The organism is Isoptericola sp. NPDC057559, from assembly GCF_042801555.1.
Lineage (GTDB): Bacteria > Actinomycetota > Actinomycetes > Actinomycetales > Cellulomonadaceae > Isoptericola.
In genome coordinates this window covers 1-24502 of the sequence record NZ_JBHVFQ010000032.1, presented here as the reverse complement: position 1 = coordinate 24502, position 24502 = coordinate 1, and the positions used below count along the sequence as shown (strand labels likewise).

The following is a 24502-nucleotide window of genomic DNA, read 5'->3' as shown; positions in this document are numbered from 1 at the left end:
CCCGGGCCCGGGTACCGTGGGAGCATCATGGCGACCCGGACACCCGCCCGCAGGATCACCGGGACTCCGCGGGGCACGGCGAGAACGGGGCGGACCGCATCCGTGGCCGCCCCCACCCGGCGCGCGCCCGCTCGCACCTCGTCGTCCGGCCGGTCCGGCAAGGGGTCGGGCAGGAGCTCCGGGAAGGGCACCGGCCGGGGGAGCGGGCGCCGCGCGCCGGCCCGACGGCCGGCGCGGTCGGGGCCGTCCTGGCCGGTCCGCGCCGTGCGCGGCCTGTACCTGGGCGTCGCGCACGGGGTCGGCAGCCTGACCCGCAGCATCACCAAGGGAGCAAGAGACCTGGAACCCGAGCACCGCCGAGACGGCGTCGCCTTCTTCCTCATCGCCCTCGCGCTGGTCGTGGCCGCGCGCGAGTGGTGGGGGATCTCCGGCACGTTCGGCACCGTCGTCCACGCCGTCGTCGCGGGCACCGTGGGCCTGGCCGGCGTGGCCGTGCCCGTGCTGCTGCTGTGGCTCGGCTTCCGCGTCATGCGCCACCCCGAACGCGCCCGGGCGAACTCCCGCGTCGCCATCGGCCTCACCTTCATCGTCGTCTCGGTGTGCGCCCTCGTCGCGATCGCCGAGGGCACCCCGGCGCCGGCGGACGGGTTCGCCGCGCTGCAGGACGGCGGCGGCATCATCGGCTACCTCGCGGCCACCCCCGTGGTGACCGGGCTGACCGAGTGGGTGGCCGTGCCGCTCTTCCTGCTGCTCGGCTTCTTCGGGCTCCTGGTCGTCACGGCCACGCCGGTGCACCGCATCCCCGACCGGCTGCGCGGCCTCTACGACCGGCTCACCGGGAACCACCACGACCCCGAGGGCCTCGACGAGGACGGGCTCCCGCTCGCCGACGGCGTCTCCCGGCACGACGGCTCCGACCCTGCCCCGCGCAAGAAGCGGACCCGCAAGACCAAGGCCCAGCGGGCCGCGGAGGCGGCCGAGGCCGACGGCCTCGACGAGTACGCCGGGGACGAGGCGTTCGAGAAGGCGGCGACCCTCGAGAAGGAGGCGGCCGCGGCGCGCGGGGCGAAGGCCGCGCGCGGGAAGGCCACCCAGCGCGTCGGCGCCGCCGCGACGGCCCCGGTCGAGTCGGTCTCCGCCGCGGCGGGCACCACGCCGGACGACCCCGCCGCACCAGCCCCGGCCGGCGACCTGCCGCCGATGGGGCGCGCGGAGCAGCCGATGCTCGACGGCGACACCGTCTACCTGCTGCCGAACGAGGACTCCCTCGTGGAGGGCGCGCCGCACAAGACCCGCTCCGCGGCGAACGACCGCGTCGTCGAGTCGCTGACGAAGGTCTTCGAGGACTTCGGGGTCGACGCGCAGGTCACGGGATTCACCCGTGGCCCCACCGTCACCCGGTACGAGATCGAGGTGGGCGCCAAGACCAAGGTGGAGCGCATCACGTCGCTCTCCAACAACATCGCGTACGCCGTCGCGAGCGCGGACGTGCGGATCCTCTCGCCGATCCCCGGCAAGTCCGCGATCGGCATCGAGATCCCCAACTCCGACCGCGAGACCGTGGTCCTCGGCGACGTGCTGCGGTCGTCGGCCGCGCGCCGCACCGAGCACCCGATGGTCATGGGCGTGGGCAAGGACGTCGAGGGCGGCTTCGTCGTCGCGAACCTCGCGAAGATGCCGCACATCCTCGTCGCCGGCGCCACCGGCGCGGGCAAGTCGAGCTTCATCAACTCGATGATCTCGTCGATCCTCATGCGCGCCACGCCCGAGCAGGTGCGGCTCATCCTGGTCGACCCGAAGCGCGTCGAGCTGACGATCTACGAGGGCATCCCGCACCTCATCACGCCCATCATCACCAGCCCCAAGAAGGCCGCCGAGGCGCTGGACTGGGTGGTGCGCGAGATGGACGCCCGCTACGACGACCTCGCGACGTTCGGGTACAAGCACGTCGACGACTTCAACGCCGCCGTGCGGGCGGGCAAGGTGAAGCCGCTGCCGGGCTCGGAGCGCAAGATCGCGCCGTACCCGTACCTGCTGGTCGTGGTCGACGAGCTCGCCGACCTCATGATGGTGGCGCCGCGCGACGTCGAGGCCTCGATCCAGCGCATCACGCAGCTGGCCCGCGCCGCGGGCATCCACCTCGTGCTCGCCACGCAGCGGCCGTCCGTGGACGTCGTCACCGGCCTCATCAAGGCGAACGTGCCGTCGCGCCTCGCGTTCGCGACGTCGTCGCTCGCCGACTCCCGCGTCGTGCTCGACCAGCCCGGCGCGGAGAAGCTCATCGGCCAGGGTGACGCGCTCTTCCTGCCGATGGGCGCGGCCAAGCCGATGCGTGTGCAGGGCGCCTGGGTCACCGAGTCCGAGGTGCACAGCGTCGTCGAGCACGTGAAGGCCCAGCTCAAGCCGATCTACCGCGAGGACGTCACCGCGCCGGCGGCGGCCAAGAAGCAGGTGGACGAGGACATCGGCGACGACCTCGACCTGCTGCTGCAGGCCACGGAGCTCGTCGTGACCACGCAGTTCGGCTCCACGTCGATGCTGCAGCGCAAGCTGCGGGTGGGGTTCGCGAAGGCGGGCCGGCTCATGGACCTGCTGGAGTCGCGGGAGATCGTCGGGCCGTCCGAGGGGTCCAAGGCGCGCGAGGTGCTCGTGACTCCGGACGACCTGCCGTCGGCGCTCGCGCTGATCCGCGGGGAGACACCGCAGGCCTACGACCAGGACGCCGACGCGAGCGCGGACGCCCCGGCCGACCCGTACGCCGACGGCACGGACGGGCACGCCCCGCCCGTGGCAACCGACTACCACGACGACGCCGACACCCACCCGGAGCACGGCTGGCGCTGAGCCCTCGGCGCCGTGGTCGTCGCGCGGGGCCCGAGGGCAGCGAGGTCAGTCGTCCCGCCGCACGACCTCGGGCGGGGGCCCGGTCGTCACCGTCGGCTCGCGTCGCTCGCGCGCCACGTCGCCGACGGCCTCGCGGACCCGGTCCTCGCGGGCCCGGAGCTCGGCGGCGGAGAGGGTCGTGCTCCCGGGGTCGTCGAGGACGTCCGGCAGGGCGTGCACGCGGTGCCCGGCCGCGATGTCCACCGTGGTCCCCGTCCACCGCAGGCCCGTCACCCGCGTCGCCGCGTCGGGGGTCCGCTGCGTGAACGTCGCGGTGAGCAGGACGCCGTTGCTGGTGCGGGCGTCGCAGCAGTCGGCGCTCTGGTTGGACAGCAGGTTGCCCAGCCCGTAGGCCACCCACATGCCGCGGCCGCCGGGACCCTTGCCGACCCGGTCGATCCGCTGCGGCACGTGCGCGTGGTGCCCGATGACGAGGTCGACGGCCCGGGACCTGGCCAGCCGCCGCACGACCTCCTCCTGCTGCTCGGTGAGCACCTCCGTGTACTCGACGCCGGCGTGCAGGCTCACGACGACGACGTCGGCCCCGGCCTCGCGGGCCGCGCGCGCCTGGGCGATCAGGCGGTCGGCGTCGATGAGGTCCACCGCCCAGGGGGCGTCGGACGGCATCGCCAGGCCGTTCAGCCCGTATGCCGCGGCCAGGTGGGCGACGGTGATCTCGCGGTCCTCGCGCCGGAGCACGTAGAGCTGCGGCGCGTCCTGCTCGGCGGCGCTGCGCGCCGTCCCGACGTGCCCCATGCCCGCGGCGTCCAGGCGGCGCAGCGTGGCCCGCACCCCGGCGTAGCCGCGGTCGACCGAGTGGTTCGACGCGGTCGAGCAGCCGTCCCACCCCTGCTCGTGCAGGTCGCGGACCAGCCCGGGCGGCGCGCCGAAGAGCGGGTACCCGCTCGGCGGGGTTCCCTTCGGCGCGACCGGGACCTCCAGGTGGCAGAGCGCGAGGTCGGCACCTTGGACCCAGGGGTCGACGCCCGCGAGAAGGGGCGAGAAGTCGGGATCGGCGTCGCCGCCCGCCGAGTCGACGACGGGGCCGTGCGGCAGCACGTCCCCCGCGGCGAGGAGCGTGAACGTGGCCGGCCCGGGCGTCGGGGACGGCGACGGCGCGGGCGTCGAGACCGCGGGCGTGCCGTCGCCCTGCGCGGCGGGGGCGTCACCCGGCCGGCCCCCCGGCAGGAGGCCGCCCAGGGCCAGGGCGGCGGCCACGCCGACGCCCGTGCCCACGAGCGCAGCGAGGCCGGCCCGGCGTCGTCGCCGAGGTCCGTCGTCGGACACGTGGTGGGGCACGGCAGGAGGGTACTGCCGCCCACCGGACCTCTGCGCGCGCTGCGCGGTGGGCGGTCGGGGCGCGACCGCGGACCCCTCGCGCCGATAGGGTGTTCCGGTGGTCAACGAAGCGCCCTCGCCCTGGAACGTCGCCAACGCGGTGACCCTCGTGCGCATCGCGCTCGTTCCTGTCTTCGCCTGGACCCTCCTCATGGAGGGCGGCGACTCCGTCACCTGGCGCCTCGTCGCCACCGGCGTGTTCGTGCTGGCCGCCGTGAGCGACCGGGTGGACGGCTACCTCGCCCGGTCGCGCAACCTCGTCACGGACCTCGGCAAGCTGCTGGACCCGATCGCCGACAAGGCCCTCATCGGCACGGCCCTGATCCTGCTCTGCTGGCCGTTGGGCGAGCTGCCCTGGTGGGTGCCCACCGTCATCCTCGTGCGGGAGCTCGGCGTCACCGTGCTGCGGATGGTCGTGCTGCGGTACGCCGTGATGCCCGCGTCGCGCGGCGGCAAGCTCAAGACGGTGCTGCAGTCCGTGGCGATCACGCTCTTCCTGCTCCCGCTGGCGGCCCTGCCGAGCGCGGTGCTCGTCGTGGCCTGGGTCGTGCTGGGCCTGGCGATCGTCGTCACCGTCGTGACGGGGGTCGACTACTTCGTGCAGGGCTGGCGGCTGATGGCCGAGGGTCGCCGGCCCGCCGGACCACGCCCCACGGCATGACCGCGACGCCCCCGGTCGGGGACCTCGCGCGCGCCGTGCTCGACGGCGCCCGGTCCCGCGGGTGGACGCTCGGCGCCGCGGAGTCGCTGACGGGCGGCCTCGTGGTCGCCGCGCTCGTCGACGTCCCCGGCGCGTCCGCCGTGGTGCGTGGCGGCGTCGTCGCGTACGCCACGGACGTCAAGGGCTCGGTGCTGGGCGTCGACGCGGCGCTGCTTTCGCGCCGGGGGCCGGTGGACCCGGGCGTGGCGGCGCAGATGGCGGCCGGGGTGCGCCGGGCGCTGGGGACCGACGTCGGGCTCGCCACGACGGGCGTCGCCGGCCCGGACCCGCAGGACGGGCACGCACCGGGGGAGGTGTACGTCGCGGTGAGCACGCCCGCGGGGGACCGGGTCCGCCGGCTGGACCTCCCGGGCGATCGACCGGCGGTGCGGGCCGCGGCCGTCCGGGCCGTGCTGGCCCTGGCCCTCGAGGCCGAGGAGGGCGGCGACGCACCGGCACCTGTGAAGGAGGCGTGACGAGCCTGTCGGGGCCCGGGAGCGCGGGAACAAGGCCCCGGGTGCGCGCGTTGCGCAGGTGTGATGAGTGACAGGGCACGAACCAGTCTCGATCCGCGCCACGCCAGGCCGGGCGGACCGCGCGCGCGGTACGGTAGTGCCACCCCTGCTGCCAGGGGAACGACAGGACGGACGAGGAATCCGGTCACGACCGGTCCGAACCCGGGACGATCGGCCACGGAGAGGGGGCGCGAGATGGTCGTACTGCGACGTGAGATCGGCGACGTGCTGCGTGATGCGCGGCAGCGCCAGGGGCGCACCCTGCGTGAGGTGTCTTCTGCCGCCAGGGTCTCGCTCGGCTACCTGAGCGAGGTGGAGCGCGGGCAGAAGGAGGCGTCGTCGGAGCTGCTGGCGTCGATCTGCGAGGCGCTCGACGTACCGATGTCCCTCGTGCTGCGTGAGGTGAGCGACCGCATCGCGGTGGCCGAGGGGCTGCACATCCCCGACACCATCCCGGCGGACGTCTTCGCCGGCATGCTCAGCCGCGGCGAGTCGCGCGACGCCGACCAGGCGCTGCGAGGAGACCTCGCACCGGTCGGCTGACCCGCAGCCGCAAGGAACTCCACGGAGCCGGTCCCGCGAGCACGACTCGCGGGGCCGGCTCCTGCCGTGTCCGGCACCGTCAGGGCGGTGCCTGGCAGGTGGGGCACCAGTAGATCGCGCGCTCCCCGCCGTCCGGGCGGAGGCCGGGGCCGGCCGTGCTGCCCAGCGCGACGGGGGTGCGGCAGCGGCGGCAGGGCGCGCGGTGGCGCCCGTGCACGGCCTGCTCGACGGCGCCGAGGCCCGCGCGGCGTCCCACCTCCACGCTGCGGGACATCAGGCGCCGGGCCGTGGCGAGCAGCTCCCGGCGGGCCGCGTCGTCCAGGTCTCCCACGGGGGTCCAGGGCCAGCGGCGGGTGGCGAACAGCGACTCCGCCGTCCAGATGGTGCCGATGCCGGCGACGGTGCGCTGGTCGAGCAGGGCGACGCACACCGGGCGGCGCGGGTCGGCCCCGAGCCGCCGGGCGCCCTCGTCGAGACGGTCCGGGAAGTCGTCGCCGAGGACGTCGGGCCCGAGGTGGCCGAGCAGGCGGGGCTCGTCGTGCGTGCGCAGCACGTCCAGCATGCCGAGCTGCAGGCCCAGGCAGGTCCAGGTGCTCGTGGCGAGCACGGCCCGCACGGCGGGGGAGCGGCCCGCCGCCTCCCGGGACCCCGTGCGGGCCACGCGCCACGACCCGTCCATGCGCAGGTGCGTGTGCAGCGTGCGTCCGTCGTCCGTGCGCAGCAGCAGGTGCTTGCCGTAAGCGACCGACTCGCGCACCGTCGCGCCCACCAGGTCCACGCCCGCCGCCGACGGCCAGCGCAGGTCGGCGCGCACCAGCGGCGAGCCGCACAGCGCTGCCCCGAGCCGTTCGGCCGTGAGCCGCAGCACGTCTCCCTCGGGCACGGTCGCAGCCTAGGCCGGTCGCAGCCCGCGGGGCGTGACGCCGAAGCCGGAGTCCAGCAGGGCGGCCGCGGCCGGTGTGCGGTCGCGCGCGGCGGCGAGCGCGGGGACGCCGTCGACCCGCTGCACCGTCACGCGCCCGAGCCGGCCGGCGCGGGTCTCTGCGGCGAGCAGCCGCGCCGCCGCGGCCAGCCGCGCGCCGTCCCCCGCGTCGCCGCGCCCGAAGGAGAGCACCGTGCGCCCGCCCCGCTCGACGAACAGCACCAGCTCGCCGTCCACGAGCACCACGACGCCGCCCGCCTTGCGGCCCGGGCGGTGCGCGCCCGCGCCGTCGTCGCCGGCCGTGCTCCCGCTGCCCGAGGTGCCCGCCGCGCCGGCCGGGCCCGGAGGAACGGTGGCCCTGCCGGCGCGCGGCCACGCGACCGCGGCGCCGTACGGGTTCGCCGGGTCGGTGGCGGCCAGGAGCACCGCGCCCGGCGCGACGCCCGCGCCGGCCGCCGCGACGCCGCCCGCGCCCTCCACGAGCGCGTCGAGCGCGCGGTCCCGGTCCGCCGCGTCGGTGCGCAGCTGGTCGACCGCGCCGGGCAGCGCGAACTGCGACCCCCCGAGGCCCTCGACGAAGTAGCCGCGTCGCGCCGCGCCGCGCTCCTCGAGGCCGGTGAGCACCCGGTACACGTCCCGGAACCGTGACGTCACGCCCTCCGCGGGCGCGGCCGCGCGGGTCAGCACCCCGTGCCGCTCGAGCAGCACCTGCGTGAGCGCGTGCGCCCGGACGGTCGGGTCCTGCTCCACGGCGGGCAGCGCCGCCCAGCGCCCGCCGCCCGTGCGCGGCACGGCCGCGACCGACGTGGGCCGGGCCAGGCCGAACCGGGACGGGCGCACCGGCCGGGCGCGGGCCGGCGCCGCGGGGGCCCGGTGGGCGCCGCCACCGCGCCGCGAGGAGCCGCCGAGGGACTCCCGCAGCGGGCCGAGGCGGTCGTTCGTGACCCATCCCGCCCACACCAGGTCCCAGAGCGCGTCGAGGGTGGCGCCCTGCCCGGCGTCCGCGAGCTCCGCGAGCCGCGGCAGGAAGTACCCGCCGGACCCGGTGAGGAGGTCGAGGACCGCGCGGTGCAGGTCGGTGTCGAGCGGCCCGCCCTCCTCGACCGCGTCGGGTTCGCGCAGGGTGAGGGGAGCGCCGTCGGCCAGGTGCAGGCTCACCATGCCGTCGCCGCCGCCCGAGCCGGGCAGCCGCCCGTGCCCGCACCACAGGACCTCGCCCGCCGTCGTGAGCTCGTCGAGGACGGCCGGGGAGTAGTCGGAGACCCGGGCGGGCAGCACGAGGGTCTCGAGCGCGGACGCCGGCACCGCCGCCCCGGAGAGCTGCTCCACGGCGCGCAGCACGCCGTCGGCCCCGCGCAGGGAGCCTCCGGCGGACCCGGCGCCGCCCACGCGCACGCCGATGCCGTGCCAGCGCGGCAGGAAGACGCCGAGCGACTCGGGCTCCACCGGCTCCACCTCGGCGCGGAGCGCGGCGAGGGACCGGCGCCGCAGCGTGCGCAGCACCTCCGGGTCGCACCACTCGTCGCCCGTCCCGCCCAGGGACGACGGGCGCAGCGCCCCGCGGGCGACCGCGCCCAGCGCCTCGAGCCGGGCCAGCACCTGGCCCACGACGGCGATCCCGAGGCCGTAGCGCCGGGCGACGTCCGCCGCGGGGAACGGCCCGTGCGTGCGGGCGTGCCGGCGCACGAGGTCGCCCAAGGGGTCGGCGACCGGTTCCGTGAACGTCTCCGGCACCCCCACCGGCAGCGCCACGCCGAGGGCGTCCCGCAGCCGGCCGGCGTCCTCGACGACCGCCCACTGCTCGGCGTCGTCGCCGCGCGCGCCGCCCCCGCCGAGGCGCACCCGGATCACCCGCCGCGACCGCTCGAGCTCGGCGAGCCAGCCGGCGACGTGGTCCCGGGACTCCTCGCGCGTGCGGGCCCGCAGGCCGGCGAGCGGGTGCGGCCCGGAGCGGCGCAGCACGTCCCACAGGCCCTCCGCGTCCCGGGCCTGCCGGTCGGGTGCGAGCGCCTGCAACTGCGCCTCGGTCCGCTCCACCGCGCCCGGGTCCAGCAGGTCGGCGAGCGGGGTCGCGCCCTGCTCGCCGAGGAGCTCGGTGAGCAGGTCCGGGTCCAGGGACAGGGCGGCCGCGCGCCGCTCGGCCAGCGGGGCGTCGCCGTCGTACAGGAACTGCGCCGTGTAGCCGAACAGGAGCGCCTGCGCGAACGGCGACGGCGTGGAGGTGGTGACCTCCACCAGGCGCACCCGCCCCGCCTGCAGGTCGCCCATGAGCTCGGCGAGCGCGGCGACGTCGAAGTCGTCGCGCAGGCACTCGCGGGCGGCCTCGAGCATGATCGGGAAGTCCGGGAACTGCGACGCCACCTGCAGCAGCTGCGACGCCCGCTGCCGCTGCTGCCACAGCGGCTGGCGCCGGTCGGGCCGGCGGCGGGGCAGCAGCAGCGCCCGCGCGGCCGCCTCGCGGAAGCGGGCCGCGAACATCACGGAGCCGCCCAGCTCGTCGCGCACCGCGCCGAGCACCTCGTCCGGGTCCACCAGCAGGTCCTCCGTGGTGACGGCCGGCCCGTCCCCGCCCGCGCCGCCGTGCCCGCCGTCCTGGCCGGGCGCGCCGTCCCAGCCCGGCCCGCCGAGATCCCACCCGGAGTCGCCGGCGTCCGGCAGGCGCAGCACGATGCCGTCGTCGGCGTGCATCGCGGCGACGTCCGTGCCGTACCGCGCCCGCAGCCGCGCGGCCACGACGAGCGCCCACGGCGCGTGCACCGGGGCGCCGAACGGCGAGTGGATGACGACCCGCCAGTCGCCGAGCTCGTCGCGGAACCGCTCGACGACGACGGTGCGGTCGTCCGGGAGCCGGCCGGTGGCGCGGCGCTGCTCGCCCAGGTACGACGCGAGGTTGTCGGCCGCCCACCTGTCCAGCCCGGCGTCCCGCAGGCCGGCGCGCCCGCGCGCCTCGTCGTCGGCCAGCAGCGCGTCCGTCTCGCGCACGAAGGCGCCCACGGCCCGCCCCAGCTCGGCGGGGCGGCCGGGGGAGTCGCCCTTCCAGAACGGCAGGCGCCCGGGGAGGCCCGGGGCCGGGGTGACGAGGACGCGGTCGGGCGTGATCTCCTCGATGCGCCAGGTCGACGAGCCGAGGGTGAAGGTGTCGCCGACGCGCGACTCGTAGACCATCTCCTCGTCCAGCTCGCCCACGCGCTTGCCGCCCCGCGGTCGGTCGCCGCCGGCCCCGGCGGGGGAGCCCGCGGCAGGCGGCTCCGTCGCCAGGTAGACGCCGTACAGGCCCCGGTCGGGGATGGTGCCGCCGCTGGTGGCCGCGAGCCGCAGCGCGCCGGGCCGGCCCGACAGGCGCCCCGACGCGCGGTCCCACACGATCCGGGCGCGCAGCTCCGCGAAGTCCTCGCTGGGGTAGCGGCCGGCGAGCATGTCCAGCACGGCGCGCCAGGTCGCGTCGCCGAGGGCGCGGAACGGGTGGGCCCGGCGGAACGCGGCGAGCAGGTCGTCGGCCTGCCAGTCGTCGGTCGCGAGCGCCGCCACCACCTGCTGGGCGAGCACGTCCAGCGGGTTCGACGGCACGTGCAGGTGCTCGATCTCGCCCGCGCGCATCCGCTGCGCCACCACGGTGGCCGGCACGAGGTCGCCGCGGAACGTCGGGAACACCACGCCGTGCGACACGGCGCCGACCTGGTGACCCGCCCGGCCGATGCGCTGCAGGCCGCTCGCGACGGACGGCGGGGCCCCGACCTGCACCACGAGGTCGACCGCGCCCATGTCGATGCCGAGCTCGAGGGACGACGTCGCGACCACGGCCGGCAGCCGCCCGGCCTTGAGGTCCGACTCGGTGCGGGTGCGCTCGACGCGGCTCATCGACCCGTGGTGGGCCCGCGCGAGCACCTCGGCCCCGCCGCCCTCGGCGGGCGGCAGGCCGACGGCGGCGCCGGACTGCCCCTGCGCCAGCGCGGGCCACTGGGTGCCGGCCGCCGGCAGCTCGACGCCGGAGCGCTCCGCCCAGATCTCGTTCACGCGGGCGGTGAGCCGCTCGGCCCCGCGGCGGGAGTTGGTGAACACCAGCGTGGAGCGGTGCTCCGCGACGAGGTCCACGACCCGCTCCTCGACGTGCGGCCAGACCGACGCCCGGCGCAGCGGGGACGCGGCGTCGCCGCTGAGGTCGACCTCCTCGTCCCCGAGCCCGGGGGACGGTCCGGGCTGCGGGGCCGTGGACGCCGGGCCGGGCGCGGTCGGGTCGGGCACGGTCGACGCCGCGTCCAGGTCCGCCAGGTCGGGCACCGGCACGACGACCTCGATGTCCCACTTCTTGGTGGCCTCGGGCTGCACGACCACCACCTCGCGGCCGCCGTCGTCGGGCGTGCGGTGCCCGGCGAGGAACTCCGCGACCGTCTCGACGGGGCGGACCGTGGCCGACAGCCCGATGCGCTGCGCCGGCCGGTCGAGGAGCTCGTCGAGGCGCTCCAGGCTGAGTGCGAGGTGCGCCCCGCGCTTGGTGCCGGCGACGGCGTGGATCTCGTCGAGGACGACCGTCCGCACCCCCGCCAGACCGGCCCGCGCCTGGGAGGTGAGCACGAGGAAGAGGGACTCCGGGGTGGTGACCAGCACGTCCGGGGGCCGGGTGGCGAACGCCCGCCGCTCGGACGCGGGGGTGTCGCCGGTCCGGGCGCCGACGGTCACCTCCTCGACGGACAGCCCGTCGCGGGCGGCGGCCTGCCTGATCCCGGCGAGCGGGGAGCGCAGGTTGCGCTGCACGTCGGCGGCCAGCGCCTTGAGGGGGGAGACGTACAGCACCCGGCAGCGCCGCGCGCGCTCGGGCGGCGGCTCGGTCGTGAGGCGGTCGATGGCCCAGAGGAAGGCGGCGAGCGTCTTGCCGGACCCGGTCGGCGCGACGACCAGGGCGTGCCGGTCGGAGCTGATCGCCTCCCACGCCCCGGCCTGGGCCGCCGTCGGCGCCTCGAACGCGCCGGCGAACCACGCGCGCGTCGCGGGGCCGAACCGGGCGAGCACGTCGTCGGGGCTGCCGGGGACGGCGGACGGGGGGACGACCACCCCGCCATCCTGGCAGGGGGGACCGACAGCCCGCAGGGCGGGGCGGCCCCGGGGACCGGGCACCCCCGGACCCGTGCGAGGCTGGTGACGTGCGCTATCGCGAGTTCGCCCAGCTGGTCGACGAGGTCTTCGGGCCGGCCTACGGGCGTGCCCTCGTCCGCGAGCAGGTGCTGCCGCGGCTCGACGGGCGCACCCCCGCGGAGGCGCTCGAGGCGGGCGTCGAGCCCCGCGACGTCTGGCACGCGCTCTGCGACGCGCTGGACGTGCCCGAGCCCCGGCGCTGGGGCCACGACGACCGCCGGCAGGCGCCGCCCCCGCGCTGACCGCGCCCCGGCCTGGCCGCGCCCGCGCCGACGTCCGCCGCGCGCGGCATCATGGCGCCATGCCCCGCGCCCGCCCCCCGCTCGTCACGGTGGCGGACGTCCGCGCCGCCCTCTGGTCGCTGGTCTCGACCGCCGCCGGGCTCGGCGTCGCGATCGCGCTGGTCGACGGGGTCCACGCCACCAACCCCTGGTCGGTGCTGCTGGCCGCGCTCGTGGTCGGCGTGGGCGACGCGCTGCTGCGCGCGCCCCTGCGCCGGCTCGCGCGGGCCGGGGGCGCCGTCGGGGCGCTGGTCCTCGGGCTGGGGGCGCAGGTCCTCGTGGTCTGGGCGGCCCTGACCTTCCTGCCCGGGATCACCAGCACCTCGTGGACGGCGGTGCTCGCCGTGCTGGTCGTCGCCGGGGTCGTGATGGCGTGCGGGCACTGGGTGCTCGGCGCGCGCGACAACGCCTACGTGGTGGGCGACCTGCTGCGCCGGGCCCGCCGGGCCGCAGGGCTCCCGCGGGCCGCCCTGCGCACCGCGGCCGGGCCGGACGGCGCGGGCGACGACGGCTCGGGGCCCGCGGCGGACCAGCGGCCCGCGGGCGTCCTCGTCGTCATGCTCGACGGCGTCGCCCGCCCGACGCTGGAGCACGCGCTGCAGGCGGGGCTGGCGCCCACGCTCGACCGGTGGCTCGGCTCGGGCTCGCACCGCCTCGAGTCCTGGTGGGCGCGGGTGCCGTGCACCACCCCGGCCAGCACTCTCGGCCTGCTGCACGGCACGACCGACGCGGTGCCGGCGTTCCGGTGGTGGTCGCGGCGGCTCGGGCGCATGGTCGTGACCAACCGCCCGGCGGACGCGGCCGCGGTGGAGCGCGGGGCGTCCGACGGCCGGGGCCTGCTGGCGGACGGCGGCGTGGCGGTGTCGACGATGTTCTCCGGGGACGCGCCGACCAGCCTGCTGGTGATGAGCCGCGCGTCCGAGGGGCTGGGTCCCGGCCAGCTGTTCGTCCGCTTCTTCGCCAGCCCGTTCGTCCTGGTGCGGGCCGTGGCGGGCACGGTCGGCGAGACGCTCAAGGAGCTGTACCAGGGGTGGCAGCAGGTGGTGCGCGGCGTGCGCCCCCGCGTCTCGCGGCGCGGCTGGTACCCGGTGCTGCGCGCCGTGACGAACGTGCTGCTGCGGGACCTCAACACCGCGCTCGTGGCCGAGCAGCTCGTGCGCGGGGCGCCCGTGGTGTGCGTCGACCTGGTCGACTACGACGAGATCGCGCACCACGCCGGGCCGCTGCGGCCGGAGGCGCTGCGCGCGCTGGAGGGCCTCGACCGGGTGCTCGGGCTGTGGGAGGAGATCGCCCGCGGTGCGCCGCGGCGCTACCGGGTGGTGGTGGTCTCGGACCACGGGCAGTCGCTCGGCGACACCTTCGAGCAGGTCGTCGGGCGCTCGTTCGGCGACGAGGTCCGGCGTCTGCTGCGCGAGCGGCCCCCGGCGCGCGACGTCGCGCCGCGCGGCGCGGCGTCGCGTCGCGGCCGGTCGGACGGCGAGGCCTGGGGCCCGGCGAACACGGCCCTCCACGCGCTGCGGCCGGGCCGCGCGGGCGAGGGCCGGGTCCTCGTCGGGCCGGACCGCGACGTCCCGCCGGGTCCCCCCGCGGAGGGGGCGTCCGCGACGCCGCCCGCCGCGCAACCCGAGGTGGCGGTCATCGGCTCGGGCAACCTCGGGATGGTCTGGTTCTGCCGGGAGCCCCGCCGCCTGGGCGCCGCCGAGGTCGCCCTGCGGTGGCCGGCCCTGGTGCCGGGGCTGCTCGCGAGCCCGGCGGTGGGCCTCGTCGTCGTGCACGACGACGAGGGGCCGGTCGCGCACGGGCCCGGCGGCACGCACCACCTGGCGTCGGGCCTCGTGTCGGGACGCGACCCGCTCGCGGGGTACGGCTCGCGGGCGCGGGCGGACCTGGTGCGCGTCGCGGGGCTCGAGGACGCGGGCGACCTGGTGGTGGTCTCGGCGGTCGGTCCCCTGGGGCGCGTGCACGCGCTCGAGGAGCTGGTGGGCTCCCACGGCGGGCTCGGCGGCGCGCAGTGCGAGGCGCTCCTGCTGTACCCCGACGACCTCGTGGTGCCGGACGACGAGCGCGACGACGTCGACGGCACGCGCATGCTGGTGGGCGCCGAGGCGGTGCACCGCCGGCTCGTCGGCTGGCTGGCGCAGCTCGGCCTGCGGGAGGGCGCATGAGTGCCGCCCCTGGGACCGGCCCCGGCCCCGCCCCAGCGCTGCGCGTGACGTGGCTCGGCCACTCGACCGCCGTGCTGGACCTGGCCGGCCCGGACGGCCGCACGACGCGGCTCGTGACCGACCCGCTGCTGCGCCGGCACGCCGGGGTGCTGCGGCGCCGGGGCGACCGGCCCGCGGCCGACGCGTGGCGCGGCGCGGACGCGGCGCTCCTGTCGCACCTGCACCACGACCACGCCGAGCTGGGCTCGCTGCGCCTGCTCGGCGACGTGCCGGTCCTCACCGCGCCGGCGAACGCCCGGTGGCTGCGCGGCAAGGGCCTGCGGGGCGTCGGGCTCGAGCCGCCCGCCGGCTCGCTCGGCCGCACCGGGCCGGGCGGGCGCCCCGCGCAGGAGGGCGTGGCGCACGGCGGCGCCTGGTACGAGGTGGGCGGCGCGCGGGTGCGGCTGGTCACCGCGGTGCACGGCGACCGGCCCATGCCGCACCGCCCCAACGCGGCGACGGGCCACCTGGTGCGCGCCGGCGGGGACGGGGGCGGCGGCCCCACGGTCTGGGCCGTCGGCGACACGGAGCACTTCCCCGGCATCGGCCGGGTGCGGGAGCTGGCCGGCGGCCGCGTCGACGTGGCCCTGGTGCCGGTCTCGGGGTGGGGTCCGCGCCTGTCGGGCGGACACCTGGGGCCGGGCGGCGCGGCGGAGGTGTGCGCCCGGGTGCGGCCGCGGGTGGCGATCCCGGTGCACTGGGGCACCCTGCACGTGCCCGGCGGGGAGCACCTGCCGCGAGGGTGGATGGACCACGCCGGGGAGGCCTTCGCGGCGGCCGTCCGCCGGGTCGCGCCCGAGGTGCGGGCGGTGGTCCTGCGGCCGGGGGAGTCGTGGCGCGACACGCCGGACGGCGAGGGGCTCGTCGAACACGTGTTCGGGTAGAGTCTGTCCCCAGGAGGTCCTCGAACGTCGTCGTCCACACCCGCGACGGACCGCCCCGACCGTGTCGGTGGCCCCGCGTACGGTCGGCAACAACATGAGCACGCAGCCACGAACGCCGGCGCGCAGCCGCCGCGCCCAGAACGCAAAGGTGACCGACATGCCCGCAACGGCAGACCGCGAGAAGGCACTCGAGGCCGCGCTCGCCCAGATCGACCGCAGCTTCGGCAAGGGCTCGGTCATGCGCCTCGGCGACGAGGGTCGTGCACCCGTCGAGGTCATCCCCACCGGCTCGATCGCGCTCGACATCGCGCTCGGCATCGGCGGCCTCCCGCGCGGCCGCGTCGTGGAGATCTACGGCCCGGAGTCCTCCGGCAAGACGACGGTCGCGCTGCACGCGGTCGCCAGCGCCCAGCGGGCCGGTGGCATCGCGGCGTTCGTCGACGCGGAGCACGCCCTGGACCCGGAGTACGCCAAGAAGCTCGGCGTCGACACCGACGCCCTGCTGGTCTCGCAGCCGGACACGGGCGAGCAGGCGCTGGAGATCACGGACATGCTGATCCGCTCCGGCGCGCTGGACATCATCGTCATCGACTCCGTCGCGGCCCTCGTGCCCAAGGCCGAGATCGAGGGCGAGATGGGCGACAGCCACGTGGGCCTGCAGGCGCGGCTGATGTCGCAGGCGCTGCGCAAGATCACCGGCGCGCTGAGCGCGTCGGGCACCACGGCGATCTTCATCAACCAGCTCCGCGAGAAGATCGGCGTGTTCTTCGGCTCCCCGGAGACCACCACCGGTGGCAAGGCGCTGAAGTTCTACGCCTCGGTGCGCATGGACATCCGCCGCATCGAGACCCTCAAGGAGGGCACGGACGCGGTCGGTAACCGGACCCGTGTCAAGGTGGTCAAGAACAAGATGGCGCCGCCGTTCAAGCAGGCGGAGTTCGACATCCTGTACGGCGTGGGCATCTCCCGCGAGGGTGGCCTGATCGACATGGGCGTGGAGCACGGCTTCGTGCGCAAGTCCGGCTCGTGGTTCACCTACGAGGGCGACCAGCTCGGCCAGGGCAAGGAGAACGCCCGGGCGTTCCTGCGCGACAACCCCGACCTGGCGAACGAGATCGAGAAGCGGGTCAAGGAGAAGCTGGGCGTCGGCGCGAAGCTCGACGCCCCCGCGGAGGACGCGGGTGAACCGGCCTCAGGCGCCGGCTCGGCGACCGGGCTGGCGGTCGACCCGGTGCCGGTCAAGGCCGGCGCCAAGGGCAAGAAGGCGCCGTTCTGATCCGCGCGGTCACCGGCGTGTGCGGCGTCGCCCTCCGGCGGCATCGCGCAGGATGGCGTGTCGCGGCCAGGAGGCTCGCGTGACCACGGACGCCCTGGGCGGTCGCGGCGTGGGGAAGCGTCGCGGCCGCCGGCAGGGCACGCGCCCGCAGGGCTGGGGCGGTGCCCGCGAGGACGGGGCCGGTGATGCAGGCCTCGCGGCCGCCGGAGAGACCGAGGACGACCCGTCGGGCGGCCGGCGCCGGTCGGGGACCCGACAGCCGCGGCGCACCGTGGCGGAGCGGCTGGAGTCGGGCGACCTGAGCCTCGAGGACGCCGCGGAGAAGGCCCGCGAGACGCTGCTGCGGATCCTCACCGCCGCACCCAAGAGCCGCGCGGAGCTCGAGCAGTCGCTCGCGCGCAAGGGGTACCCGGAGGCGGTCGTCGCCCCCGTGCTCAACCGGTTCGACGAGGTCGGCCTGGTGGACGACGCGGCCTACGCGGACATGCTCGTGCGCACCCGGCACGCGGAGCGCGGGCTGTCGCGCCGCGCCCTCGCGATGGAGCTCCGGCGGCGGGGGATCGACGAGGAGACCGCCGCGGACGCGCTCGAGCAGGTGGACGGCGACGACGAGCACGAGGCCGCGCTCGCCCTCGCCCGCAAGCACGTGGCGCGCACCCGCGGGCTCGACCGTGACGTGCGCGTGCGGCGCGCCGTCGGCGCCCTGGGGCGCAAGGGGTACGCGCCCGGGGTCTCGTTCGGCGTGGTGCGGGACGCGCTCTCCGAGGAGGGCGCGGACGACGCCGACGACTACCCCGGCGGGTTCGACTGACCGTCAGCACGAGGGCCCCGGACGTCATGGACGTCCGGGGCCCTCGTCGTGGCGGGCGGTGTGGTCAGGCGGCCCCGCCGGGCTCGCCCGCGACGACGCGGTGGCCCGGGCCCTTGCCGCCGGCCCCGGCGCCGGCGACCGGGTTGCCGATCCCCGGGCCCGTGGCCGTGGCGCCGGACGTGCGGCCCTGCAGGAACCGCGACAGCCAGCGCGCCACCGCGGTGAGCACCCAGTTGATGACGATGAAGACGAGCGCGGCGACCGTCAGGGTCTGCAGGTTGTTGGCGTGCCCGTTCCCGAAGATCTGGGCGGCGCGCAGCAGCTCCGGGTAGCTGATGATCTGCCCCAGGGCCGAGTCCTTCAGCACGACCACGAGCTGCGAGACCAGCGCCGGCAGCATCGCGATCAGCGCCTGGGGGAGCTGGATGGAGCGCAGGGTCTGGCCGCCCGTGAGGCCGATCGCCAGGCCCGCCTCCGACTGCCCCCTGGGCAGGTTGCCCACGCCGGCACGCACGAGCTCCGCGATCACCGAGCCGTTGTAGAGGATGAGCGCGATCACGACCGCGAGGAACGCGGGTTCGGGGACCTGGTTGAAGCCGAGCAGCAGCCAGAAGAAGATCATCATCAGCAGCACGGGCACGGCGCGGAAGAACTCCACGACCACGCCGCTGATCCAGCGGACGGTCCGGGACCTGGCGAGCCGGCCCGACCCGAGGATGAGGCCGAAGATCACGGCCCCGACGATGGCCCAGCCGGCGGCGCGGAGGGTGTTCTTCAGGCCGGGGATGAAGTAGTCCTGCCACGCGCTCGCGGTGAAGATCGGGCTCCACAGGTCGGCGGCGAACTGCCCCTTGTTCGCGAGCGCGACCACGACCACGGCGGCGATGCCGAGCACGATCAGCGCTCCCACCACGTTGCCGATGAGGATGCGGCGGCGGGCTCGCGGCCCGGGCGCGTCGAACAGGACGGTCTGCTGGGCACTCATCGGCGCACCGCCAGTCGGTTGGAGAGGAAGGTGGTGAGCAGGCCGATGGGGATGACGATGACCACGAAGCCGAGCGCGAAGATGAAGAAGATCGCGTAGATGTAGTTCGCGTTGCTGTCGATCATCTCCCGCATGAGGGTCGCCGTCTCCGTCGAGACGCTCACCGCCACGGCGACGGTGGAGTTCTTCAGCAGCGCGATGAGGGTGTTGCCCAGCGGTGCGATCGACCCGCGGAACGCCTGCGGCAGGATGATGAGCCGCGCGGCCGGGAGGAACGACAACCCGATCGCACGGGCGGCCTCGGCCTGCCCGATCGGCACGGTGTTGACGCCGGAGCGGATCGCCTCGCACACGAACGCCGCGTGGTACACGGTCAGGCCGATCACGCCGAAGCGGAAGAAGTTCGTCTCGAAGTTGTCCGAGAGGCTGACCTGCAGCTGCGTCCAGACGGCCAGGAACAGGAACGTCATGATGACGGTCAGCGGGGTGTTGCGCAGGATGTTGACGTAGGCGGTGCCCGCCCATCGCAGGCTCGCGATGGGGGAGATCCGCATGAGGGCGAGGACCGTGCCCAGGATCAGCGACCCGATGGCGGCCCAGAACGTCAGCTGGATGTTGACCCAGAACGCGCTCGCGATGGGATATTCGGCGAAGAGCGCCCCGATCTGGGACAGGAAGTCACCCACGGTGTGTCAGCCTCCCGGGGGGGGGTGGTGCGGCGGTGCCGCGGTGGACGGGAGAGGGGAGCGGCGCCGGACGCCGCCCCCCTCGCCCCGATCGGTCGGTCGTCGAGGTCAGGCGCAGGGCTCGGGCGTCGGCGGGTTGAGGTCGGCGTTCGGCGTGTAGCCGGTGCCCTCGGTGTTCGAGGTCACGGCCTTCTCCCACGAGCCGTCGTCGATCATCGACTGGATGGCGTCGTTGATCTTCGAGCAGGTGTCGTTGTCCTTCGGCAGGCCCACGCCGTAGTTCTCCTCGGAGAACGGGTTGCCCACGACCTTGACCTTGCCCTTGTTGGCGGGCTGGGCCGCGAGGCCGGCGAGGATGATGTCGTCGGTCGTGACGGCGTCGACCTGGCCCGCGGTGAGCGCGGTGACGCACTCGACGTAGCTGGGCCGCTCGACGAGCTGCACGTCCGCGGCGTACTCGTCCTTGATCCGCTGCGCGGAGGTCGAGCCGGTCACGGAGCACAGGTTCTTGCCCTTGAGGGACTCGGGGCCCGTGATGTCCGTGTTGTCCTGCGCGACGAGGAGGTCCTGGCCGGCGACGAAGTACGGGCCCGCGAACGCGACCTGCTCCTTGCGCTCGTCGGTGATGGAGTAGGTCGCGAAGATCATGTCGACCTGGCCGGTCTGCAGCATGGTCTCGCGGTTGGCCGACGGGGCCTCGACCCACTGGATCTGGTCCTCGGAGTAGCCGAGCTTGTCCGCGACGTAGCGGGCGACGTCGGTGTCGAAGCCCGTGTAGTCGCTGCCGTCCTGGTAGCCGAGGCCCGGCTGGTCGAATTTGATGCCGATCTTGATGGAGTCGCCACCGCCGGAGTCGCCGGTCGCGTCTCCGCCGCCGCCGACGTCGCTGCTGCCGCCGCAGGCGGCGAGCGTGAGCGCGGTCAGTGCGGCGAGCGTGGCGGCACCCATGTGTCGTGTACGCATCGTTCTTACCCTTCGTCGTTGAGAGGCCGGTCCCGTTGTTCCGGTCCCTGCCGGGTTCAGTGGGAGAGGATCTTGGACAGGAAGTCCTTCGCCCGGTCGCTCTTGGGCGCGGTGAAGAACTCCTCGGGCGTCGCCTCCTCGACGATCTGGCCGTCGGCCATGAAGACGACGCGGTTGGCCGCCTTGCGCGCGAAGCCCATCTCGTGGGTGACGACGATCATCGTCATGCCCTCCTTGGCGAGGGCGACCATGACGTCGAGCACCTCGTTGATCATCTCCGGGTCGAGCGCCGAGGTGGGCTCGTCGAAGAGCATCACCTTGGGCTTCATGGCGAGCGCCCGGGCGATCGCGACGCGCTGCTGCTGCCCGCCCGAGAGCTGGGCGGGCATCTTCTGGGCCTGGTTCTTCACGCCGACCCGGTCGAGCAGCTCCAGGGCGCGCTCCTTCGCCGCCGACGACTTCTCCCGGCGGACCTTGACCGGCCCGAGCGTGACGTTCTCGAGGATCGTCTTGTGCGCGAAGAGGTTGAAGGACTGGAACACCATGCCGACGTCGGCGCGCAGCTTGGCGAGGGCACGACCCTCCTCGGGCAGCGGCTGCCCGTCGATGAGGATCTCGCCCGAGTCGATCGTCTCGAGGCGGTTGATCGCGCGGCACAGGGTCGACTTGCCCGAGCCGGACGGCCCGATGACGACCAGGACCTCGCCGCGGCGCACGGTGAGGTCGATGTCCCGCAGCACGTGCAGGTCGCCGAAGTGCTTGTTCACGTCCTTGAGCTCGACGAGGGGTGCTCCGAGGGAGGACGACGCCCCCGCGGGGTCGTTCGTCGTGGTCGCGCCGTCGTGATCCATCTCTCGAACCTATCCACTCGGTGTTTCCGCGACCAGCACCGGTCGGTGCGGTTCCGCAACGGTTGCGTAACAGTGCCGGCACGGTCGTGCGTGCAGGCCCGAGCCCTGGCGTCGTCGACCACGTCGCGCAGGAAGGGTGGGTCGCCACGTCGGGGCCCGGCCGTCGGGCACCGTACCCTAGAGGCGATGTCCAGTACCACGCAGAGCCCCGCCGCGCCGGTCCGTACCACGGACGAGGCGCCCGGCCGCCGCACCTATCTGGTGCGCACCCTGGGCTGCCAGATGAACGTCCACGACTCCGAGCACATGGCCGGCATGCTCGAGCAGGCCGGATACGCGCGCGCCACCGCCGAGGACGAGGCCGCGAGCCGTGCCGACGTGGTCGTGATCAACACGTGCGCGGTGCGCGAGAACGCCGCCACGCGGCTCTACGGGAACCTCGGTCAGCTCGCCGGGATCAAGGCGGACCGGCCGGGCATGCAGGTCGCCGTCGGCGGCTGCCTCGCCCAGAAGGACCGCGGCGAGATCGTCTCGAAGGCCCCGTGGGTCGACGTCGTCTTCGGCACCCACAACCTGGACGCGCTGCCGGTGCTGCTCGAGCGCGCGCGGCACAACGCCGAGGCCCAGGTGGAGATCGCGGAGTCCCTGCAGGTCTTCCCCTCGACGCTGCCCACCCGCCGCGAGTCCGTCTACGCGGGCTGGGTGTCGATCTCCGTCGGCTGCAACAACACCTGCACGTTCTGCATCGTGCCGCACCTGCGCGGCAAGGAGCGCGACCGCCGGCCGGGCGAGGTCCTCGCCGAGGTCGAGGCGCTCGTGGCCGCGGGCGCGGTCGAGGTGACCCTGCTGGGGCAGAACGTCAACAGCTACGGGGTCGAGTTCGGCGACCGGGGCGCGTTCGCGAAGCTGCTGCGGGCCTGCGGCGCGATCGAGGGGCTGGAGCGCGTGCGGTTCACGTCGCCCCACCCGGCGGCCTTCACGGACGACGTCATCGAGGCGATGGCCGAGACCCCCAACGTCATGCCGAGCCTCCACATGCCGCTGCAGTCCGGCTCGGACCGCGTGCTGCGCGCGATGCGCCGCTCCTACCGGTCGGCGAAGTTCCTGGGCATCCTCGACCGGGTGCGCGCCGCCATGCCGGACGCCGCCATCACCACCGACATCATCGTCGGCTTCCCGGGCGAGACGGAGGAGGACTTCCGCGAGACGCTGCGCGTCGTGGAGGCCTCCCGCTTCAGCTCGGCGTTCATGTTCCAGTACTCGCCGCGCCCGGGGACCCCGGCCGCGACGATGGAGGAGCAGCTGCCGAAGGAGGTCGTGCAGGAGCGCTTCGAGCGCCTGCTGGAGCTCCAGGAGCGCATCGCCGGCGAGGAGGCCGACCGCCAGGTGGGCCGCCGCGTCGAGGTCCTCGTCGCCGAGGGCGCCGGCAAGAAGGACGGCGCGGCGCACCGCCTCTCCGGGCGGGCCCCGGACAACCGCCTCGTGCACGTGGCGCTGCCCGCCGACGTGCTGGCCGTGGAGGACCGCACCACCGGCGCGCCCGTGTCGCTCGACGACCCGCGCCTGGCGGACCGCGACGCGCTCGACCCGCGGCTGCCGCGCCCCGGCGACGTCGTGACCGTGGACGTCACGCGCGCCGCCCCGCACCACCTCATCGCGGACTCGGCGATCGACGACGGCACCTACGCCGTCCGGCGCACCCGGTCGGGCGACGCGTGGGCGCAGCGCGAGACCGCGCGCCTCGGCGGCGGGGACGACGAGCACGGCCACGGCGGAGCCGCCCCCGCGGGCGGGCCCGTGGTGCTCGGGATGCCGTCGCTGCGCGCCTGAGAGGGCCGGAGCGCCCGGTCAGTCCAGGTCGTCCGGCTCCGGGCCGGGCGCGAGCGCGCCCACGGTGCTGAAGAACTGGGACGACGTGACGAGGCCGCACGACACCGTCGCGGCGAGCTGCTCGTCCGTGGCGCCGTGCTCGAAGTCCGCCGACACCTCCGTGTAGAGGGCGAGCCCGTCGCCCTCCGGGCGGGTGTACACCTTGGGCCACACGCGCTCGCGGTTCCAGTCGTTGGCCGCCTGCAGCACGGCCATCCGCGAGCCCTCGGGCACGGTGCCGGCCCAGCGGCCGCGCACCTGGAGGATCTCCTCGTGGTCGCCGAGCAGCAGGAACCAGAACCGGTTGCCGTCCCAGGTGCCCGTGACGTCGCCGTCGTCGTCGGTGCGGAACCGGTAGCCGCGGCGCGAGAGGTCGTCCGCGACGCGCGCGCTCGACAGCGGCCGCGGGCCGGCGGCCGGCCGGCCCGGGCGGACGGGTGCCGTGTCGGTGCGGGTCGCGACGCGCGTCCCGACGTCCTGCACGGCGCGGCCGACGGCGTCGGCGGCCCGCCGGGCGCCGCGCAGCACCCGCCGGCCGAGGCCGCCCGACCGGTCCGTGCCGGTCACGCCGCGTCCCGCAGCGGGTCGCGGAACGTTGCGTCGAGGTGCTCGAAGAACATCGAGCCGGTGCTGAGCCCGCACTGCAGGAGCTGGTCGAGCTGCGCCTCGCCGACGACGCTGCCCACGTCGACGGTGACCTCGGCGCACACGACGACGGAGCCGTCGTCGCGCACCCGCACGTAGGCCTTGGGCCAGATCCGCTCGGCGTTCCACTCGTTGCAGATCTGGAGGATCTCGCCCAGGCGGTCGATGGTCAGGTCGCGGTGCCACTGACCGCGCACCTGCAGCACCTCGGCGCGCTCGCCCAGGACGAGGAAGTAGAAGAGCCACCCGTGCCACAGGCCGCCCACGTCGCCGTCGGAGTCGACGAAGTAGGAGAAACCGGACCGCTCCATCCAGTCGGTGACGCGGTCGCGCGACAGCGGCGACAGCACGTCGTCCGGACTGCCGACCTGGTCGGCGAGCAGACCCTCGATGCGGTCGTGGAGCTCGTCGTCGCGCAGGTCGTCCGCGAGCTCGTCGTCCCGGCCGACGGAGGTCGGCCGGATCCTGCTTGCCCGGCGTGAACCGAAGAACCTCACCCGTCCACGCTACACGTCGTCGGCCGGGTGTCGCCGGGCGCGGCCGGGTGATGGTGCGGGCGCGGCGCCCCACCTGCCCCGGCGCGGTGCGCCGGCCAGGGCCGACGGTAGGTTGGACGGGTGCCTGCCCGCGCCGTGGTCCTGCCCGCAACGCCCCTGCTCGTGCCCGGTGCCGGCGGGGGAGCCGACCGGCTGGGCGAGGTCCGGCGCGCCGTCGACGAGGCGCTGGACCGGCTCGTGACGGCGGCGCCGGCGGGTGACGGACCTCTCGTCGTGCTGGCGCCGGTCCCGCGCGGGGCGGGCGGGCGGATTGGCCGGCTGCGCCCCTCGCTCGCGGGCGCCGGGGTGGCGGACCGCTGGGTGCCCGCGGTCGCCGCCTGGCCGGACCCGCGCGGCGAGGCCGCCCACGTGCCCGCGTCGGTCGCGCTCGTCGCCCTGCGGTCGGCCCTCGACCGGGCGGGGCTCGAGGACGAGGACGCGGTGGTGGAGGTCGCCGCGGACGGGCCCGGCGACGACGCC

Annotated in this window: 20 protein-coding genes; 11 read left to right on the top strand and 9 right to left on the bottom strand. The window is 75.7% G+C overall.

The window, feature by feature from the left end; translation table 11 throughout:
• The first annotated feature begins 27 nt into the window (after positions 1–27).
• Entirely contained in the window at positions 28–2844 is a 2817-nt protein-coding gene (locus ACFU5J_RS19725) for a DNA translocase FtsK 4TM domain-containing protein (RefSeq protein WP_430579859.1), read from the top strand.
• 45 nt (positions 2845–2889) lie between these two features.
• Here ACFU5J_RS19725 and ACFU5J_RS19720 read toward each other — a convergent pair whose 3' ends face one another.
• Positions 2890–4182, bottom strand: coding sequence for a CapA family protein (locus ACFU5J_RS19720; protein ID WP_430579858.1), 1293 nt, complete (start codon positions 4180–4182; stop codon positions 2890–2892).
• A gap of 97 nt (positions 4183–4279) precedes the next feature.
• On the opposite strand from ACFU5J_RS19720, the gene pgsA reads away from it, so the two are divergent.
• The 3 genes from pgsA (at position 4280) to ACFU5J_RS19705 (ending at position 5979) form a co-directional block, all read left to right on the top strand.
• Entirely contained in the window at positions 4280–4882 is a 603-nt protein-coding gene (pgsA, locus tag ACFU5J_RS19715; RefSeq protein ID WP_430579857.1) for a CDP-diacylglycerol--glycerol-3-phosphate 3-phosphatidyltransferase, read from the top strand.
• On the top strand, positions 4879–5397 hold the full coding sequence (locus ACFU5J_RS19710; RefSeq protein WP_430579856.1) for a CinA family protein: 519 nt from the start codon (positions 4879–4881) through the stop codon (positions 5395–5397). The genes pgsA and ACFU5J_RS19710 overlap by 4 nt, the downstream gene beginning before the upstream one ends.
• Positions 5398–5631: 234 nt before the next feature.
• Positions 5632–5979 (top strand): helix-turn-helix domain-containing protein, encoded by a 348-nt coding sequence (locus ACFU5J_RS19705; RefSeq protein ID WP_380315827.1) that lies wholly within the window; start codon positions 5632–5634, stop codon positions 5977–5979.
• 79 nt (positions 5980–6058) lie between these two features.
• Here ACFU5J_RS19705 and ACFU5J_RS19700 read toward each other — a convergent pair whose 3' ends face one another.
• Together ACFU5J_RS19700 and ACFU5J_RS19695 are read right to left on the bottom strand one after the other, a co-directional pair.
• On the bottom strand, positions 6059–6862 hold the full coding sequence (locus tag ACFU5J_RS19700) for a DNA-formamidopyrimidine glycosylase family protein (RefSeq protein WP_430579855.1): 804 nt from the start codon (positions 6860–6862) through the stop codon (positions 6059–6061).
• A gap of 9 nt (positions 6863–6871) precedes the next feature.
• On the bottom strand, positions 6872–11950 hold the full coding sequence (locus tag ACFU5J_RS19695) for a DEAD/DEAH box helicase (protein ID WP_430579854.1): 5079 nt from the start codon (positions 11948–11950) through the stop codon (positions 6872–6874).
• Positions 11951–12039: 89 nt separating this feature from the next.
• Here ACFU5J_RS19695 and ACFU5J_RS19690 point away from each other — a divergent pair, with 89 nt between their 5' ends.
• The 5 genes from ACFU5J_RS19690 (at position 12040) to ACFU5J_RS19670 (ending at position 17487) form a co-directional block, all read left to right on the top strand.
• A complete protein-coding gene (locus ACFU5J_RS19690) occupies positions 12040–12273 on the top strand; it encodes a DUF3046 domain-containing protein (protein WP_430575205.1) in 234 nt (77 codons plus the stop codon).
• Positions 12274–12332: 59 nt separating this feature from the next.
• The gene (locus ACFU5J_RS19685) at positions 12333–14477 is read left to right on the top strand and encodes an alkaline phosphatase family protein (protein WP_430579853.1); all 2145 of its coding nucleotides are present in this window, start codon (positions 12333–12335) and stop codon (positions 14475–14477) included.
• Positions 14474–15400, top strand: coding sequence for an MBL fold metallo-hydrolase (locus ACFU5J_RS19680; RefSeq protein ID WP_430579852.1), 927 nt, complete (start codon positions 14474–14476; stop codon positions 15398–15400). The genes ACFU5J_RS19685 and ACFU5J_RS19680 overlap by 4 nt, the downstream gene beginning before the upstream one ends.
• 157 nt (positions 15401–15557) lie before the next feature.
• Positions 15558–16676 (top strand): recombinase RecA, encoded by a 1119-nt coding sequence (recA, locus tag ACFU5J_RS19675; protein ID WP_430579851.1) that lies wholly within the window; start codon positions 15558–15560, stop codon positions 16674–16676.
• Positions 16677–16755: 79 nt separating this feature from the next.
• Complete coding sequence (locus ACFU5J_RS19670) at positions 16756–17487, top strand: regulatory protein RecX (protein WP_430579850.1); 732 nt, start codon at positions 16756–16758, stop codon at positions 17485–17487.
• A gap of 64 nt (positions 17488–17551) precedes the next feature.
• On the opposite strand, the gene ACFU5J_RS19665 is transcribed toward ACFU5J_RS19670, so the two are convergent.
• The 4 genes from ACFU5J_RS19665 to ACFU5J_RS19650 form a co-directional block, all read right to left on the bottom strand.
• Positions 17552–18472 carry an amino acid ABC transporter permease gene (locus ACFU5J_RS19665; protein ID WP_430579849.1) on the bottom strand — a complete coding sequence of 307 codons (921 nt, stop codon included), beginning with the start codon at positions 18470–18472 and terminating at the stop codon, positions 17552–17554.
• The gene (locus ACFU5J_RS19660; protein WP_430579848.1) at positions 18469–19158 is read right to left on the bottom strand and encodes an amino acid ABC transporter permease; all 690 of its coding nucleotides are present in this window, start codon (positions 19156–19158) and stop codon (positions 18469–18471) included. Before ACFU5J_RS19660 ends, ACFU5J_RS19665 begins: the two co-directional genes overlap by 4 nt.
• Positions 19159–19266: 108 nt before the next feature.
• Positions 19267–20121, bottom strand: a complete 855-nt coding sequence (locus tag ACFU5J_RS19655; protein ID WP_430579847.1) for a glutamate ABC transporter substrate-binding protein — start codon at positions 20119–20121, stop codon at positions 19267–19269.
• Between the two features lie 56 nt (positions 20122–20177).
• Entirely contained in the window at positions 20178–20972 is a 795-nt protein-coding gene (locus ACFU5J_RS19650) for an amino acid ABC transporter ATP-binding protein (protein WP_430579846.1), read from the bottom strand.
• Between the two features lie 186 nt (positions 20973–21158).
• Here ACFU5J_RS19650 and miaB point away from each other — a divergent pair, with 186 nt between their 5' ends.
• Positions 21159–22802, top strand: coding sequence for a tRNA (N6-isopentenyl adenosine(37)-C2)-methylthiotransferase MiaB (miaB, locus tag ACFU5J_RS19645; protein WP_430579845.1), 1644 nt, complete (start codon positions 21159–21161; stop codon positions 22800–22802).
• A gap of 18 nt (positions 22803–22820) precedes the next feature.
• Here the strand turns inward: miaB and ACFU5J_RS19640 are convergent, their stop codons facing one another.
• The gene (locus ACFU5J_RS19640; protein WP_430575215.1) at positions 22821–23408 is read right to left on the bottom strand and encodes a YbjN domain-containing protein; all 588 of its coding nucleotides are present in this window, start codon (positions 23406–23408) and stop codon (positions 22821–22823) included.
• Complete coding sequence (locus tag ACFU5J_RS19635) at positions 23405–23983, bottom strand: YbjN domain-containing protein (protein WP_430579844.1); 579 nt, start codon at positions 23981–23983, stop codon at positions 23405–23407. The genes ACFU5J_RS19640 and ACFU5J_RS19635 overlap by 4 nt, the downstream gene beginning before the upstream one ends.
• A 120-nt stretch (positions 23984–24103) precedes the next feature.
• Between ACFU5J_RS19635 and ACFU5J_RS19630 the strand changes: the two genes are divergently transcribed.
• The coding region (locus tag ACFU5J_RS19630) for a hypothetical protein (protein ID WP_430579843.1) at positions 24104–24502 on the top strand (399 nt) is incomplete at its 3' end.

Excerpts from the sequence above, each read along its gene's own strand:
- ACFU5J_RS19725 (WP_430579859.1), top strand. The coding sequence starts at position 28 with ATGGCGACCCGGACACCCGCCCGCAGGATCACCGGGACTCCGCGGGGC.
- ACFU5J_RS19710 (WP_430579856.1), top strand. The coding sequence starts at position 4,879 with ATGACCGCGACGCCCCCGGTCGGGGACCTCGCGCGCGCCGTGCTCGAC.
- ACFU5J_RS19705 (WP_380315827.1), top strand. The coding sequence starts at position 5,632 with ATGGTCGTACTGCGACGTGAGATCGGCGACGTGCTGCGTGATGCGCGG.
- ACFU5J_RS19685 (WP_430579853.1), top strand. The coding sequence starts at position 12,333 with ATGCCCCGCGCCCGCCCCCCGCTCGTCACGGTGGCGGACGTCCGCGCC.
- ACFU5J_RS19680 (WP_430579852.1), top strand. The coding sequence starts at position 14,474 with ATGAGTGCCGCCCCTGGGACCGGCCCCGGCCCCGCCCCAGCGCTGCGC.
- recA (WP_430579851.1), top strand. The coding sequence starts at position 15,558 with ATGCCCGCAACGGCAGACCGCGAGAAGGCACTCGAGGCCGCGCTCGCC.
- ACFU5J_RS19665 (WP_430579849.1), bottom strand. The coding sequence starts at position 18,472 with ATGAGTGCCCAGCAGACCGTCCTGTTCGACGCGCCCGGGCCGCGAGCC.
- ACFU5J_RS19655 (WP_430579847.1), bottom strand. The coding sequence starts at position 20,121 with ATGCGTACACGACACATGGGTGCCGCCACGCTCGCCGCACTGACCGCG.
- ACFU5J_RS19650 (WP_430579846.1), bottom strand. The coding sequence starts at position 20,972 with ATGGATCACGACGGCGCGACCACGACGAACGACCCCGCGGGGGCGTCG.
- miaB (WP_430579845.1), top strand. The coding sequence starts at position 21,159 with ATGTCCAGTACCACGCAGAGCCCCGCCGCGCCGGTCCGTACCACGGAC.